Genomic DNA, 13,895 nt, shown 5'->3' with positions numbered 1-13,895 from the left:
GCGCCGACGCCGTAGACGGTGAGGCCGGCCAGGAAGCACCGCTTGCGGCCGTAGCGGTCGGTCATAACCGGCGAAGCTGCAGATGAACTGCGCGAGGGCGAGCGGGGCCAGGACGCGCGCAGCCCGCCCGGTGTTCCGCCTCGCGGGGTGGCGGGACCCACGTCACCCACCGCCGCCCCCCGCGGCCTCCGCCCGGTCGAGCTGCTCGTCCAGGGCGAGGGCCGCCGCGATCAGGGCGAGGTGGGTGAACGCCTGCGGGAAGTTGCCCAGTTGTTCACCGGACGGCCCGATCTCCTCGGCGAACAGGCCGACGTGATTGGCGTAGGTCAGCATCTTGTCGAAGGCGTAGCGGGCTTCCTGCGGCTTGCCGGCCCGGGCCAGCGCCTCCACGTACAGGAAGCTGCAGAGGTTGAAGGTCCCTTCGGAGCCGCGCAGTCCGTCCGGGGAGGCTTCCGGGTTGTAGCGGTAGACCAGGCTGTCGCTGACCAGTTCCCGGTCCATGGCGGCGAGGGTGCTGAGCCACATCGGGTCGGTGGGGGAGAGGAAGCCGACCCGGGGCATGAGCAGCAGCGAGGCGTCCAGCACGTCGGTCCCGTAGTGCTGGACGAACGCCTGCTTCTCGGCGTTCCAGCTGCGCTCGACGATCTGCGCGAAGACGGTGTCGCGCACCTCGCGCCACCGGTCGACGTCGCCCGGGCGGGAGAACGTGTCGGCCAGGCGGATGCCCCGTTCGAAGGCCACCCACGTCATGAGGCGGCTGAAGGTGAAGTCCTGGCGGCCGCCCCGGGTCTCCCAGATGCCCTCGTCGGGGCGGTCCCAGTGGTCGGCGAGCCAGTCGAGGACGTCGGCGTACGCCTTCCATCCCTTGATCCCGCCCATGTCCCGGGTCTGGGCCAGGGCGTCGGAGGCCTCGCCGTAGATGTCGAGCTGGATCTGGTCGGCGGCCGCGTTGCCGGCCCGTACCGGCCTCGACCCGGCGTAGCCCTCCAGGTGGTCCAGGATCACCTCGTTCAGCTGGGGTTCGCCGTCGATGCGGTACATGATCTGCAGCGGCTCGCCCGAGGCGGTGCCGCCGGCGGCGAGCCGGTCGAGCAGCCAGTGGCGGAACGCGGCGGCCTCCTCGGCGAACCCGAGCTCGATCAGGGCCTTGACCGACAGGGAGGCGTCGCGGATCCAGGTGAACCGGTAGTCCCAGTTGCGCTCGCCGCCGACCTGCTCGGGCAGTCCCATGGTGAGCGCGGCGATCGGCGCGCCGGTGGGGGCGTAGGTGAGCAGCTTGAGGGTGATCGCCGAGCGGTGGACGATGTCGCGCCAGCGGCCGCGGTAGGTGCACAAGCGCAGCCACGCGTGCCAGAAGGTGCGGCAGGCCTGCAGCTCGTCGCTGATTCCCGCGGCCGACAGCGGGGGCGGCGCCGGGCCGTCGTCGGCGTCGCTGGTCAGCACCACGGCGGCCACGTTGCCCGCGGTCAGGGTGAAACGGGCGGTGGCGTCGTCGCCGTCGCGCCGCAGTCCGAGGGGACCCGACGCCCCGGCGACCTGGAGGTACAGCCGGGTGCCCGGACCGGTGAAGACCACCGAGGTGTCGTCGGTCTGTTCGCACGTGTGGGAGGCGCGCCCGTAGTCGAACCGCGGGCGGCATTCGAGGTCGAAGTCCAGACTGCCCCGGACCACGCGCACCACGCGGACCAGCCGGTGCCGCTGCGTCGGGGTGGTGGTGTTCAGGGGGACCATGAAGTCGGCGACCTCGCCGACGCCGCCGGGCCCCATGTACCGGGTGACGAGCACGGCCGTGTCCGCCTGGTAGAGCTGGCGGACCACGGTTCCGGGCTCGTGGGCGAGGTCGGCGGAGAGCTTGCAGTAGCCCCCGCGCTCGCTGTCGAGGAGGGAGGCGAAGACGCTGGGGGAGTCGAACCGTGGTGTGCACCACCAGTCGACCGTGCCCTGCGAGGACACCAGCGCGGCGGTCTGGAGGTCGCCGACCATTCCGTGATCGGCGATGGGCGGGTAGGCGTTCACGAGCGGCTCCCTCACCCCGTTACGGGGACAAGGCAGGCCAGGCGCGCTGCGAACACGTGACCGGAGCCGGGCCGGCCCGCGATCACCGGGTTCTGCGGTGCCACGGACTGCCACGGTGCGTCGTCACATCAAGGGTGCACCGCCCCTGTGACCGCCGCATTCCGGAGCCCGGCCCGGGCATGCCGGACCTGCCGCCCTGCGTGGCGCACGGCTACGGGCAGGATTCCTCGGTCTTGACGACCTTGAACGACACCGGTTGCCCCGTCAGCGCCGTCCCCGGCTTCGGATCCTGCGAGCACACCTTCCAGTTCGACTCCTGCAGCACCATGCGGCTCTGCAGGGCGTCCTTCACGGAGATGCTCGCGTTCGAGGGCAGTGCACCACGGACCGCCTTCATGCCCTGCCCGGCGAAGTCCGGCAGGGTGTCACCGGCCGGCTTCGGGGCGGGCGCGTCGGCCGCGGGGCAGGTCTCCTCCAGCTTGACGGCACCGAAGTCAAGGGTGGCGCCGGTGTCGACGTTCGCGCCGGCGGGCGGCGTCTGCGAGCAGACCTTCCAGTTCCGGTCGAGGGCCTGGAGACGGTCCCGGCCGAGTGCGTCGTGCGACGTGAGGAGGGCGAATCCGGCCGCCTGCGCTTCGTCCTGGGCGGTCTGGAGGCCCTTGCCGACCATGTCGGGGAGGGTGGCGGTCTTCTTGGCCGCCGGAGCGCTGGAGGCCGAAGCGGCAGGACGTGCGGCCGGGGCCTCGGGTGCGGCGGGCTTACCGGTGTCGCTGGTCTGCGGGTCGCAGGCGGTGAGGGCGAGCAGGGCGACGGCCGTGACGGTCAGGGCGACGGTGTGGTGTGGGCGCATCGCGCCATGCTGTCCGATGTGCGGGCGGCGTGAGGTGGCTGTGACGTTGCTGTGACGCGGTCGGCGTCGTGCGGGTGGGCGACCGGGGGCCGGCCCGCAGCGACGTGCTGATGCGCGGCGAGGCCGAGCGGGGCCGGCCGGGAGGGGCCGCCTCATGCGCAGTGAGTGGCCCCGGGGGCCGCATCGACCTGGGCCGCTACACGCCCGCAGAGGACGCCTGCGGGCCTGCGGGCGTGGGCGGGCCCTGGCCCTGGCGGAGGGTCTCGACCCGCTGCTCGATCGCGGTGATCAGCGCCTCGACCCTGGCGAGGAAGATCTGATCGTCCGTCACCTCGGCCAGCTGTGTGCCCAGTCGGGTGATGTTCGGGAACCCCTCGGCATCGACCAGGCGGTACTCACGGCTCCATGAGGCCTCGTCGGCCGCCCGGACGTCCGGGTCGAACAGCAGGTAGGCGGCGCGCTGGCCGACGTACGCCAGGAGCGAGTCGCCCACCATGCGGTAGTGGACGGCCGCTTCGGCGCCGTCCAGCCCGGCCTCCATGACGGCGCCGAGGATCAGCTCGACCACCCGGAACTCGTTCGGCCGGCGGGTGGTCCGGCTGGCCATGGTCGAACCGACCACCGGGTACTTCAGCGCGACCTCCAGGGAGCCGTCCGCGAGCGCCCGCAGCCGGCCCTTCCAGTCGAGGCCCTCGGGGATGCCGTCGAGGACCTCGCCCAGCGTGCGGTCGGCGACGGACAGCAGGAGCTCGTCCTTGTCGCGGAAGTGCCGGTAGATGGCCGTCGGGTCGGCGCCGAGCTCCTCGCCGAGGCGGCGGACGGTGAAGGCGTCCTCGCTGCCGCGGGCGGCGATGCGCAGGCTCGCCTCGATGATCGCGTCCGGTGTGAGCTGGCTGCCCGCGCGCTTGGACCGGGCTGGGGTGTCGGATGGCTTCGGCATGGTGCCGCCAGTGTATCGATGGCGAAGGGAACTGGCGCAACACCGTTGACAACAATGTTGCGCTCCCGTTCACTCCTCCTCAACAACAAGCCGAGCGGGTCCGCCCGCCGAGCCGGAGGATGCGTCGATGTCCAAGAACAGGCAGCGGGCCGACACCGTATTCGTGGGCGGGAAGGTGTTCACCGGGACCGGTCCGGCCCCCGTCGACGCCGCCGTCGCCGTGGGCGGCGGACGGATCCTCGCCGTCACCGACGAGAGCGCGGTGCGCTCCCTCGCGGACGCGGACACCGAGGTGGTCGACCTGCGCGGCGGACTGCTCGCCCCGGGCTTCCAGGACGCACACGTCCATCCGGTCGTGGCCGGAGCGCAGATGCTCGGCTGCGACCTGAGCGCGGAACGCACCATCGACGGCTATCTGGAGGTCGTGGCGGCGTACGCGCGGCGGCACCCCGGAGCCGCGTGGATCCGCGGCGGAGGCTGGTCCATGGACGCCTTCCCCGGCGGCACGCCGACGCGCGCCATGCTCGACGCGGTGGTCCCGGACCGCCCCGTCATGCTCACCAACCGGGACGGTCACGGCGCCTGGGCCAACACCCTCGCCCTCGAACTCTCCGGCGTCGACCGCGCCACCCCCGACCCGGCCGACGGCCGGATCGAAAGGGAGCCCGACGGCACCCCCGCCGGCACCCTCCAGGAGGGCGCCATGGACCTCGTCGCCCGCCACGTGCCCATCGCCACCCCGGACGAGGCGCACGCCGGTCTCCTCGCCGCCCAGGAGCACCTCTTCTCCCTCGGCGTGACCGGCTGGCAGGACGCCATGATCGGCGCCTTCCCCGGCAACCCCGACAACTACGGTGTCTACCTGCGCGCCGCCCGAGAGGGTTCGCTCCGCGCACGCGTCGTCGGCGCCCTGTGGTGGGACCGCGAACGCGGCCTGGAGCAGATTCCCGAACTGGAGGAACGCCGCCGCACCGGACGGGTCGGCCGCTTCGACGCCACCAGCATCAAGATCATGCAGGACGGCATCGCGGAGAACTTCACCGCCGGCCTGCTGGAGCCCTACCTCGACCGCTGCGGCTGCGCCACGGCCAACTCCGGCCTCAGCTTCATCGAACCCGCACTCCTCACCGAGGCCGTCACCCGGCTCGACCGCTCCGGCTTCCAGCTCCACTTCCACGCGCTCGGCGACCGCGCCGTACGGGAGGTGCTCGACGCCCTCACCGCGGCCCGCACCGCCAACGGGCCCAACGACAACCGTCACCACCTCGCCCACCTGCAACTCGTCCACCCCGGCGACATCGGCCGGTTCGCCGCCCTGGGCGCCGCCGCCAACATCCAGGCGCTGTGGGCCGCCCACGAACCGCAGATGGACGAGCTCACGATCCCCTTCCTCGGACCCGAACGGGCCGCCCTCCAGTACCCCTTCGGGGACCTGCTGCGCGCGGGCACCCGCCTCGTCGCCGGCAGCGACTGGTCCGTGAGCAGCCCCAACCCCCTCTGGGGCATCCACGGGGCCGTCAACCGTGCCGTACCGGTGGAGGACCTCGACCCCGCCCGGACCTCCGGACCCATGCCCCCGTTCTTCCCGGAGCAGGCCCTCACCCTCGCGCAGGCGCTGACCGCCTACACCGCGGGCAGCGCCTGGGTGAACCACCTCGACGACGTCACCGGCACCGTCGAGGCGGGCAAGTACGCCGACCTCGTCGTCCTGGACCGCGACCCCTTCACCCGTCCCGCCGAGGAGATCGCCGACACCCGCGTCCTGCGGACGTACCTGGACGGCGAAGCCGTCTTCACCGCGACGGACTGAACGGGCCGCCCCCACCCGGCCGCCCCCACCGGGCCGCCCCCATCGCGCAGTCACCGGCCGTCCCGCCACCGGCCGCGCACCACCCACCCCACCCCGCTCACCCCTCAGGGAGCCAGACGATGCCACCAGCCACATCGGGAACGCCGCCGCGCCGACGCGGCAGGGTCCGCACCCCCGCGACGGTCGCCCTCGCCGCGGCCGCGCTGTTCGTCACCACCGCCTGCACGGGTACCGGCACCACCGGCCGGGGGAAGGACGCCGCCACGGCCTTCCAGCTCACCGACAGGACCCCCGCCCCCGCCGGCGACGTCGACTCCTTCACCTGGTCGATCTACGCGGAGCCGACCACCATCGACTACGCCCACGCCTACGACTTCCCGCCCAACCAGATCCTCGCCAACGTCTGCGAGAGCCTGCTGCGCTGGAACCCGGACCTGACGACCTCGCCCAACCTCGCGACCTCGTACACCAACCCCACTCCCACCACCTGGGTCTACCAGATCCGCCCCGGCGTCCGCTTCCACGACGGGACCACCCTCACCGCCGACGACGTGGTGGCCTCCCTGCGCCGCAACCTCGACCCGCAGACGGCGAGCGTCTGGGCCAACCCCTTCCGCAACGTCAAGTCGGTCGACCGCACCGGCTCACTGGAGGTCACCGTCACCCTGACGCAGCCCGACTCCACCTTCAACAAGTACCTCGCCGCGGGCCCCGGCACCGTGGAGTCCGCCGCCACCCTCGCCGCGTCCGGCAACGACTACGGCAACCCGCGGACCGGTGTGAACTGCACCGGCCCCTTCTCCTTCGGCTCGTGGACCTCAGGCCAGTCGCTCACCCTCAAGCGCTTCGACGACTACTGGAACCCCGCGCTCAAGGCCAAGGCCGGCCAGGTGACCTTCGTCTTCCTCGCCGACGCGACCACCCGCGTCAACGCCTTCCAGAGCGGTGAGGTCGACGGCGGCTGGATGGTCCCGGCGGACGCCTACGCCGGGCTGCGCGACACCAAGGCCGGAACGCTCTACTTCGGCCGCAACACCACCGTCGCCGACGAGGTCGTCAGCAACCTCAAGGGCCCGCTCGGCGACGCCCGCGTACGCCGGGCCCTCCTCATGGCCATCGACCGCGAGGGCATCCTCAAGGCCGGTGTCGGCGGCGTCGGCGAGGTCGCCCACTCCCTCGTCACCGACAACCTCTGGACCGACGCCCCCGCCGCGACCCACGAGGCGATCCGGCGCGACCTGCCCCGCTACCCCTACGACCCGGCCAAGGCCAAGGCACTCGCCGCCGAGGCCGGAGTGAACGGCCAGAAGGTCGTGATCGCGACGAGCCCGCTGGACTCCCAGACGACCATCATCACCCAGGCCGTCGCCCAGGCCGCCACGGCCATCGGCCTGAAGCCGCAGATCGACTCCGTCTCCGCCGAGAAGTACTCCACGCTCTTCACCGACCCCGCCGCACGCGAGGGCGTCGACCTCTTCCTCACCTTCTGGAACACCTCCATCACCGACCCGCTCGACATGTACGGGGCCCTGCGGACCGACGCGTTCAGCAACTACGGCGGCTGGTCCGACCCCGCCTTCGACGCGGCCGTCGACCGGGCCGTCGCCGCCCACGACCCCGTCGAGCACACCGCCGCCAACGCCGAGGCCCAGCGCATCGCCCTGCGCGAACTGCCCTGGCTGCCCCTCTACACCCAGCCCGTGAGCGTCTTCCTCGGCAAGCGCATCACCGGCGTCCAGCCGTCCATCGCCTACCTGTACTACCCGTGGGCCGCTGAGATCGGGGCGCGCGGATGACCGCCGTCGCGGCACGGGCCGTACGGATCCTGCGCAGACTGGCCGGGATGGCGGCGACCCTGCTCGTCACCTCCTTCCTCGTCTTCTCCTCCCTCTTCCTGGCACCCGGCGACCCGGCCTCCTTCCTGGTGAAGGGGCGCAGCGCCGGCCCGGAGGAACTCGCCGAGATCCGCCGCCAGTACGGCTTCGACGAACCGTTCCTCGTCCGGTACTGGCACTGGCTGGAGGGCGTCCTCCACGGCGACCTGGGCCGCTCGTACCTCCTCCACCAGGACGTCTCCTCCGTCATCTGGTCGCGGCTGCCCGCGTCCCTGCTGCTCATCGGCGTCTCGGCGCTGATGATCGCCGTCTTCGGGCTCGGCTCCGGCATCGTCGGCGCCCTGCGCCGCGGATCGCGCACCGACCGCTCCCTGATGCTGCTGGTCACGGTGGGGGCCGCCGCACCCGCCTTCGTCGCGGCCCTCCTGCTCAGATCGGTCCTGGGCGTGCAACTGGGCTGGTTCCCGACCATCGGCAACGGCACCGGCCTCCTCGACCGGCTCCACCACGTGGTCCTCCCGGCCGCCGCGCTGTCCGTGACCTTCGTGGCACTGGTGACCCGGGTGACCCGCTCCGCGATGCTCGACGAACTGCGCCGCGAGCACGTGGAGGTCGCCCTGAGCCGCGGCACACCCCGCAGGACCGTCATCAGGCGCCACGTCCTGCGCAACGCGCTGGGCCCGATCGTGACGGTGTCCGCCCTCCTCGTGTCCGGCATGCTGGTCAGCACCGCGATCGTCGAGACCGCCTTCGGGATGTCCGGCGTGGGCTCCCTGCTCGTCCAGTCGGTGGACCAGCTCGACTTCCAGGTCGTCCAGGCCATCGTGCTGCTCGTCGTGGCCGCCTTCGTCGTGGTCAACGCCCTTGTCGATCTGGTGCACCCGCTGATCGATCCGCGCACGGCGGCGGCGGGGAGCGCACGATGAGCACGCACACCGCACGGGCGTCCGCGGCCCGCGGCCCCCTGACCTGGATCCGCCTCCTCGGCGGCGGCCGGCTCCGGCGGACCTGCCTGGTAACCCTGGTCCTGTTCGTCCTGGTGGCCCTGCTCGCGCCATGGCTCACCCCCCACGACCCGACGTTCGGCAGGCTCGGCGACACCCTCCTCGGTCCCGGCGCGGACCATTGGCTGGGCACCGACCAGGGCGGCCGCGACACCTTCTCGGCGCTGGTCGCGGGCACCCGCACCAGCCTCGCCGGACCCCTCGCGGTGGTGGTCTCCTCCACCGTGCTGGGCACCGCCGTGGGCCTGTTCACCGCCTGGCGCGGCGGCTGGATCGACGCCATGACCGGCCGGGTGCTCGACATCGTGTTCGCGTTCCCCGCGCTGCTGCTCGCCATCCTCGCCGTGGCCCTCTTCGGCAAGGGCATGACCGCGCCCGTCGTCGCCATGGCGATCGCCTACATGCCGTACACCGCGCGACTGGTGCGCGGCCTCGCGGTGCAGGAGAAGGCCCGCCCGTACATCGCCGCCTACCGGGTCCAGGGGCACTCCGCCCTGTTCGTGACGGTCCGCAGGATGCTCCCCACCATGGCCCCGACCCTGCTCGCCCAGTCGACGGTGAACTTCGGGTACGCCCTGCTCGACCTCGCCGCCCTCTCGTTCCTGGGGCTCGGTGTCCAGCCGCCGACCCCCGACTGGGGCGCCATGATCAACCAGGGGCAGGCCGCCGTGCTCCAGGGTCAGCCGCTGTCGGCGATCGCCCCGGCCGTCGCGGTCGTCCTGGTGGTCGTTGCCTTCAACGTCGTCGGGGAGAGCCTCGGCGACCGGCTCGCCGGGAGGGACTCCTGATGCCGCTGCTCGAATACGACGCGCTCGGCGTCACCCTGCCCGGCACGGCCCGGCCGATCCTGGACGGCGTCGACCTGCGGGTCGGCGCCGGAGAAGTCGTCGCCCTCGTCGGCGAGTCCGGCTCGGGGAAGTCCGTCACCGCCCGCGCCGCCCTCGGCCTCTTCCCCGCCGGCGCCGACATCACCGGCCAGGTCCGCGTCGCCGGTACCGCCGTCGTCGGCGCCGACGCCGCAGCCCTGCGCGACGTACGCACGAACAAGGCCGCGATGATCTACCAGGACCCCCGCGCCGCCCTCAACCCCGTACGCCGCGTCGGGGACTTCCTCACCGAGCCGCTGCGTCTGGCCCACGGCTGGTCCAGGGCCCGGGCCGCGGCCCGGGCCGCCGAACTGCTCGACGCGGTCGGCCTGCCCGACCCCGACCGGCACCTGGAGCAGTACCCGCACGAGCTCTCCGGCGGCATGCTCCAGCGCGTGGTGATCGCCGCCGCCCTCACCACCGAACCACGGCTCCTGCTCTGCGACGAACCCACCACCGCCCTCGACGTCAGCACCCAGGCCGAGATCCTCGCCGTGCTGGGCCGGCTCCAGCGCGAACGCGGCCTCGGCCTCCTCCTGATCACCCACGACATCGAGCTCGCGGCCGCCGTCAGCGACCGGATCCACGTGATGTACGCGGGCAGGATCGTCGAAACGGCGCCCGTCGGGGAGCTCTTCGCCGCACCCCGCCACCCGTACACCGCGGGCCTGCTCGGCTCCTCCCCGCCCCTGCACGGCCCGCTCGCCCGCCTCACCCCCATCCCCGGAGCCCCCATGGGCCTGCTGGAGTCCGCCCCCGGCTGCGCCTTCGCACCCCGCTGCCGCTTCGCCGAGCCGGGCCGCTGCGACCGGTCCGCGCCGCTGCCGGAGCGACACGGCCGGGCCGAGGTGGCCTGCCACCGCACCGCCGAAGTCGCCGCGGCGGCCCCGGCCCCGGCTGCATCCCCCGCGTCCTGCAAGGAGGACAGGTGACCACCGTTTCCACCCCCGCGCCGGCTCCCTCACCCGTACCGGCTCCCGCCGCCGCGCCCGCGCTCCTGGAGGCCGATGGTCTGCGCAAGACCTACCGGACGGGCGGCACCGAGGTCGTCGCGGTCGACGACCTCTCCTTCACCCTCCCGCCCGGCGGCGCCCTCGGCATCGTCGGCGAATCCGGATCCGGGAAGACCACCACCGCCCGGATGCTCGTCGGCCTCGAACGCCCCGACGCCGGCCGGATCCTCGTACAGGGCGAGCCGTTGGCCGCCTCCGTACGGGGCAAGGCGGCCCGGCTGGCCCGGGCGAAAGCCGTCCAGATCGTCTTCCAGGACCCCTACCTCTCCCTGGACGCCCGGATGAGCATCGGCGCGACGATCGACGGCGTCCTGAGGCTCCACGGCTCCCGCGACCCGGCCGCCCGGGCCGTGCGGGTGCGGGAGCTGCTGGCCAAGGTGGGCCTGGGCGACCGGGAGGCGGCCGCCCTGCCCCGCCACCTCTCGGGCGGGCAGCGCCAGCGCGCCGCCATCGCCCGGGCGCTCGCGGTCCGGCCCGCCGTCCTGGTGCTCGACGAGGCGGTCTCCGCCCTCGACGTGTCCGTACAGGCACAGGTCCTCAACCTGCTGTCGGACATCCGGCGCGACACCGGCATCGGGCTGGTCCTCGTCAGCCACGACCTGGCGGTGGTCCGCTACGTCTGCGACGAGGCCCTGGTCATGTACCGCGGCCGGACCAGGGAGCACGGCCCGGTCGCCGAACTCCTCGCCGCGCCCCGCGACCCCTACACCAGGCTGCTCATGGCGTCGGTACCCCGCCCGGGCTGGGACCCCGACTCGATCGGCCCGCGCCGCCGGGCCCTCGACCCGAAACGCTCTCCGGCATAGGCCGGGAAACACCGGGCGAACGCCGCGGGAACGCCGAAGGGCGGGGGAACGGAGTCCCGGGGGCGCCCCGCAGACATCCGTTCGGGGGATTCGGGGCGCCCGGCGCACGCGGAAGCCGGTTCCGTGCTCCACGATCGGCGGATGCAACCCCGGAGGGAGGACCCCATGAGCACCCCGTTCGCGTCCGCCGCCCCCTACTACGCCCGCTACCGGCCCCCGTACCCGCGGGAGTTCCACGCCCTGCTCGCGGACCGCTTCGTGCTCGACGGCTCCCAGACCGTCCTGGACCTCGGCTCCGGACCCGGCACCCTCGGTCTGCCCCTGGCCCCGTCGGCCGACCACGTGTACGCCGTGGATCCGGAGCCGGCGATGCTCGCCGAGGGGGCCCGGCTCGCCGCGGAGCGCGGCCTCACGAACATCTCGTGGCTGCGCGGCGACGACGCCGCCATCACCCGGCTGTGCCTGCCCCGGATCGACGTGTGCGTCATCGGCAGGGCCTTCCACCTGATGGACCGGGCGCGGGTGCTGACCGACCTCGACGAGGTGCTCGCGCCCAGGGGCGGGCTCGCCCTCGTCGCCTCCCTGCACCGGCCCGGGGAACCGCGGCCGGCCTGGGTGACCGTGGTCGAGGAGGTGCGCGCACGCTTCCTCGGAACCGGCCGGGTTGACGGGGAGGACCGGGCCGACGGGGAGGACCGGGAGGATCGGGAGGACTGGGACGAGCTGGGCGACCTCCTCGCGAAGTCGCCGCTCTCGCGCGTCGAGACCCACCAGTGGGACCAGACCGTCCGCCGGACCGTGGACGAGGTGGTCGGCCTCCAGCTTTCCCTCTCCTGCGGCCCGGCCGTGCTGGGCGACCGCACGGCAGCTTTCGAGACGGAGCTGCGCCGGGCCCTGCTCGACCACGATCCCTGCGGCACCTACGTCCGGACCCTTCGTAGCCGGGCCGCCGTCGCCACCAGGCCGCGACGCTGACCGGGGCCCGGCGCTGACGGGCCGGGTCGCTGACCGGGCCGCCGACGGTACGGAGCCGACGGGACCGGGCCGCCGACCGGGTCCCGGCCGCGGCCGGCCTCAGCCGTCGAGCTCGGCGAGGAGTCCGCGTTCGTAGCCGGTGCTCAGGCCGGCCCGGCGGACGCGGTCCAGGCCCTCGGCGCGCTCCCACTCCAGGAGGTCCGCGAGCATCTCCGCGCGGGGCCGGTGCCGCAGCCCCGCCGCGCGCGCCGCGGCACCGCTGCGGGCGGAGAAGCCCGCCCACCGCGGGTCGGTCATCCACATGGCCAGCGACTCCGGTCCCATGAACGGCGCGACCTCCCGGTCCAGGAACCACTGCGGGTCCGCCGTCACCACCTTCCCGGTGTGCCCGGCCGCGCGGCGCGACAGGTCGACCCACTCGTCGAACGGCACGACGGGCCCCACCGCGTCGAAGGTCCCGACCGTGCCCTCCTGCGCGAGGTCCAGCAGCCATCCCGCGAGATCACGCACGTCCACCACCTGCGTCGGCAGGCCGGGGGAGTGCGGTACGAGCATCGGCTGGTCCACCGTGCGGGCGGCGCGGGCCACCCAGTACCCCGACCGCCCGGTGTGGTCTCCCGGGCCGCCGATCAGTCCGGCCCGGGCGACGACGAGCCGGTCCCCGACCGCCGCGCGCACGGCCGCCTCGCAGGCGACCTTGGCCTCCCCGTACTCCTCCCGACCCGGGTACTGCTGCTCTGTTGGCGCGAGGAGCGCGGCCGACTCGTCGGCGCCGACCGCGCCGTGGTCGGCGTAGGCGCTGACGGACGAGACGTACGTCCAGTGCCGGGTCCGTTCCGCCAGCGCCACCAGCGCGTCGCGGACGAACGCCGGCTGCCAGGACACCTCCAGTACGGCGTCCCAGTCGCGGTCCAGGAGACCGGCGTATGCGGCTGGACCGTCCTTCCGGTCCGCCGCCACCAGCCGTGCGCCCGGCGCGACTTCGCCGCTCTCGCCGCGGGCCAGGCACGTCACGGCGTGACCGCGTTCCACCGCCTGCCGGGTGATCTCACGCCCCAGCCACGCGGTCCCGCCCAGTATCAGAAGCTCCATCCGTCCACCCCAGCACACCGGGCCGCCGACCGCGACTCCGGTTCGCGGTCGGCGAAGGACGCGGGCGCCGCACCGGCCTCACAGATCGCGGCGCATGCAGACGCGGGGCCACCGGTCCAGCCCGTGCGCCGCCTCGCGCGCACGGATCTCGCGCAGGCCCGGAGTGAGCGCCTCCGCGGCGAGGGGACGGAAGCCGCAGCGGACGTAGTACGGGGCGTTCCAGGGGACCTCGGTGAAGGTGGTGAGCGTCAGCGCGGGCGCGCCCTCGCCCACGGCGACGGCGGCGAGGTGCTCCAGCAGGGACCGGCCGATACCGCGGCGGGCGTGGTCCGGGTGCACGGAGACCTGCTCGACGTGGAGGTTGCCCTCCACGCGTTCGGCGATGAGGTAGGCGAGCGGGGCGTCGGCGCCGTCCACCGCCACCCAGGCGAGCCCCGCCTCCCGGTAGGGGGCGAGTTCGCCGAGCGTCAGCGGCTCGTCGTCGGCGATCTCCGGCATCCCGATGTCCCGGAAGCAGCGTCCTGCCGCCCTCTCGATGTCCTGGAGGACCGTCAGTTCGTCAGGATGGACCGCGCGCACAGGCATGGGGGCATTGTCCGCGCGGAACCACCCGGCTGCACACGGGTTTTCGCCGACCGCCCCCGCCTCCGCCCTGTCTCTTATACACATCTCCGAGCCCACGAGACAA

The 13,895-nt window shown here is 73.4% G+C and carries 12 protein-coding genes; 7 read left to right on the top strand and 5 right to left on the bottom strand.

What is annotated here, in order from left to right:
* Positions 1 to 162 precede the first annotated feature (162 nt).
* The 3 genes from IH80_RS0133400 to IH80_RS0133390 form a co-directional block, all read right to left on the bottom strand.
* Positions 163 to 2,016 (bottom strand): glycoside hydrolase family 15 protein, encoded by a 1,854-nt coding sequence (locus IH80_RS0133400; protein WP_030965455.1) that lies wholly within the window; start codon positions 2,014 to 2,016, stop codon positions 163 to 165.
* 211 nt (positions 2,017 to 2,227) lie between these two features.
* Positions 2,228 to 2,866, bottom strand: a complete 639-nt coding sequence (locus IH80_RS0133395) for a PASTA domain-containing protein (protein ID WP_030965454.1) — start codon at positions 2,864 to 2,866, stop codon at positions 2,228 to 2,230.
* Between the two features lie 196 nt (positions 2,867 to 3,062).
* On the bottom strand, positions 3,063 to 3,806 hold the full coding sequence (locus IH80_RS0133390) for a TetR/AcrR family transcriptional regulator (protein WP_051810222.1): 744 nt from the start codon (positions 3,804 to 3,806) through the stop codon (positions 3,063 to 3,065).
* A gap of 127 nt (positions 3,807 to 3,933) precedes the next feature.
* Between IH80_RS0133390 and IH80_RS0133385 the strand changes: the two genes are divergently transcribed.
* From IH80_RS0133385 to IH80_RS0133355, 7 genes are all read left to right on the top strand, one after another.
* Positions 3,934 to 5,616: an amidohydrolase gene (locus IH80_RS0133385; RefSeq protein WP_030965451.1), complete on the top strand. Its 1,683-nt coding sequence runs from the start codon at positions 3,934 to 3,936 to the stop codon at positions 5,614 to 5,616.
* Between the two features lie 119 nt (positions 5,617 to 5,735).
* Positions 5,736 to 7,412, top strand: a complete 1,677-nt coding sequence (locus IH80_RS0133380; protein ID WP_051810221.1) for an ABC transporter substrate-binding protein — start codon at positions 5,736 to 5,738, stop codon at positions 7,410 to 7,412.
* On the top strand, positions 7,409 to 8,377 hold the full coding sequence (locus IH80_RS0133375) for an ABC transporter permease (protein ID WP_030965449.1): 969 nt from the start codon (positions 7,409 to 7,411) through the stop codon (positions 8,375 to 8,377). The genes IH80_RS0133380 and IH80_RS0133375 overlap by 4 nt, the downstream gene beginning before the upstream one ends.
* Positions 8,374 to 9,243: an ABC transporter permease gene (locus IH80_RS0133370; RefSeq protein ID WP_030965448.1), complete on the top strand. Its 870-nt coding sequence runs from the start codon at positions 8,374 to 8,376 to the stop codon at positions 9,241 to 9,243. Before IH80_RS0133375 ends, IH80_RS0133370 begins: the two co-directional genes overlap by 4 nt.
* Positions 9,243 to 10,253, top strand: coding sequence for an ABC transporter ATP-binding protein (locus tag IH80_RS0133365; RefSeq protein WP_051810220.1), 1,011 nt, complete (start codon positions 9,243 to 9,245; stop codon positions 10,251 to 10,253). The genes IH80_RS0133370 and IH80_RS0133365 overlap by 1 nt, the downstream gene beginning before the upstream one ends.
* Positions 10,250 to 11,140 carry an ATP-binding cassette domain-containing protein gene (locus IH80_RS0133360; protein WP_051810219.1) on the top strand — a complete coding sequence of 297 codons (891 nt, stop codon included), beginning with the start codon at positions 10,250 to 10,252 and terminating at the stop codon, positions 11,138 to 11,140. Before IH80_RS0133365 ends, IH80_RS0133360 begins: the two co-directional genes overlap by 4 nt.
* A gap of 165 nt (positions 11,141 to 11,305) precedes the next feature.
* Positions 11,306 to 12,115 (top strand): class I SAM-dependent methyltransferase, encoded by an 810-nt coding sequence (locus IH80_RS0133355; protein WP_030965443.1) that lies wholly within the window; start codon positions 11,306 to 11,308, stop codon positions 12,113 to 12,115.
* Between the two features lie 99 nt (positions 12,116 to 12,214).
* Here the strand turns inward: IH80_RS0133355 and IH80_RS0133350 are convergent, their stop codons facing one another.
* Entirely contained in the window at positions 12,215 to 13,207 is a 993-nt protein-coding gene (locus IH80_RS0133350) for an NAD-dependent epimerase/dehydratase family protein (protein WP_030965441.1), read from the bottom strand.
* A 78-nt stretch (positions 13,208 to 13,285) separates the two neighbouring features.
* Positions 13,286 to 13,792: a GNAT family N-acetyltransferase gene (locus tag IH80_RS0133345; protein WP_030965440.1), complete on the bottom strand. Its 507-nt coding sequence runs from the start codon at positions 13,790 to 13,792 to the stop codon at positions 13,286 to 13,288.
* Positions 13,793 to 13,895: the final 103 nt, after the last annotated feature.

Source organism: Streptomyces sp. NRRL S-378 (assembly GCF_000720645.1).
In the GTDB taxonomy this organism is placed as follows: domain Bacteria; phylum Actinomycetota; class Actinomycetes; order Streptomycetales; family Streptomycetaceae; genus Streptomyces.
Note: the sequence above shows the minus strand (reverse complement) of the source record. Positions and strands in the feature narration are given on the sequence as shown.

What these genes read in the sequence shown, in the direction of transcription:
- IH80_RS0133395 (WP_030965454.1), bottom strand. Translation starts at nt 2,866, where the DNA reads ATGCGCCCACACCACACCGTCGCCCTGACCGTCACGGCCGTCGCCCTG.
- IH80_RS0133390 (WP_051810222.1), bottom strand. Translation starts at nt 3,806, where the DNA reads ATGCCGAAGCCATCCGACACCCCAGCCCGGTCCAAGCGCGCGGGCAGC.
- IH80_RS0133385 (WP_030965451.1), top strand. Translation starts at nt 3,934, where the DNA reads ATGTCCAAGAACAGGCAGCGGGCCGACACCGTATTCGTGGGCGGGAAG.
- IH80_RS0133380 (WP_051810221.1), top strand. Translation starts at nt 5,736, where the DNA reads ATGCCACCAGCCACATCGGGAACGCCGCCGCGCCGACGCGGCAGGGTC.
- IH80_RS0133375 (WP_030965449.1), top strand. Translation starts at nt 7,409, where the DNA reads ATGACCGCCGTCGCGGCACGGGCCGTACGGATCCTGCGCAGACTGGCC.
- IH80_RS0133370 (WP_030965448.1), top strand. Translation starts at nt 8,374, where the DNA reads ATGAGCACGCACACCGCACGGGCGTCCGCGGCCCGCGGCCCCCTGACC.
- IH80_RS0133365 (WP_051810220.1), top strand. Translation starts at nt 9,243, where the DNA reads ATGCCGCTGCTCGAATACGACGCGCTCGGCGTCACCCTGCCCGGCACG.
- IH80_RS0133355 (WP_030965443.1), top strand. Translation starts at nt 11,306, where the DNA reads ATGAGCACCCCGTTCGCGTCCGCCGCCCCCTACTACGCCCGCTACCGG.
- IH80_RS0133350 (WP_030965441.1), bottom strand. Translation starts at nt 13,207, where the DNA reads ATGGAGCTTCTGATACTGGGCGGGACCGCGTGGCTGGGGCGTGAGATC.
- IH80_RS0133345 (WP_030965440.1), bottom strand. Translation starts at nt 13,792, where the DNA reads ATGCCTGTGCGCGCGGTCCATCCTGACGAACTGACGGTCCTCCAGGAC.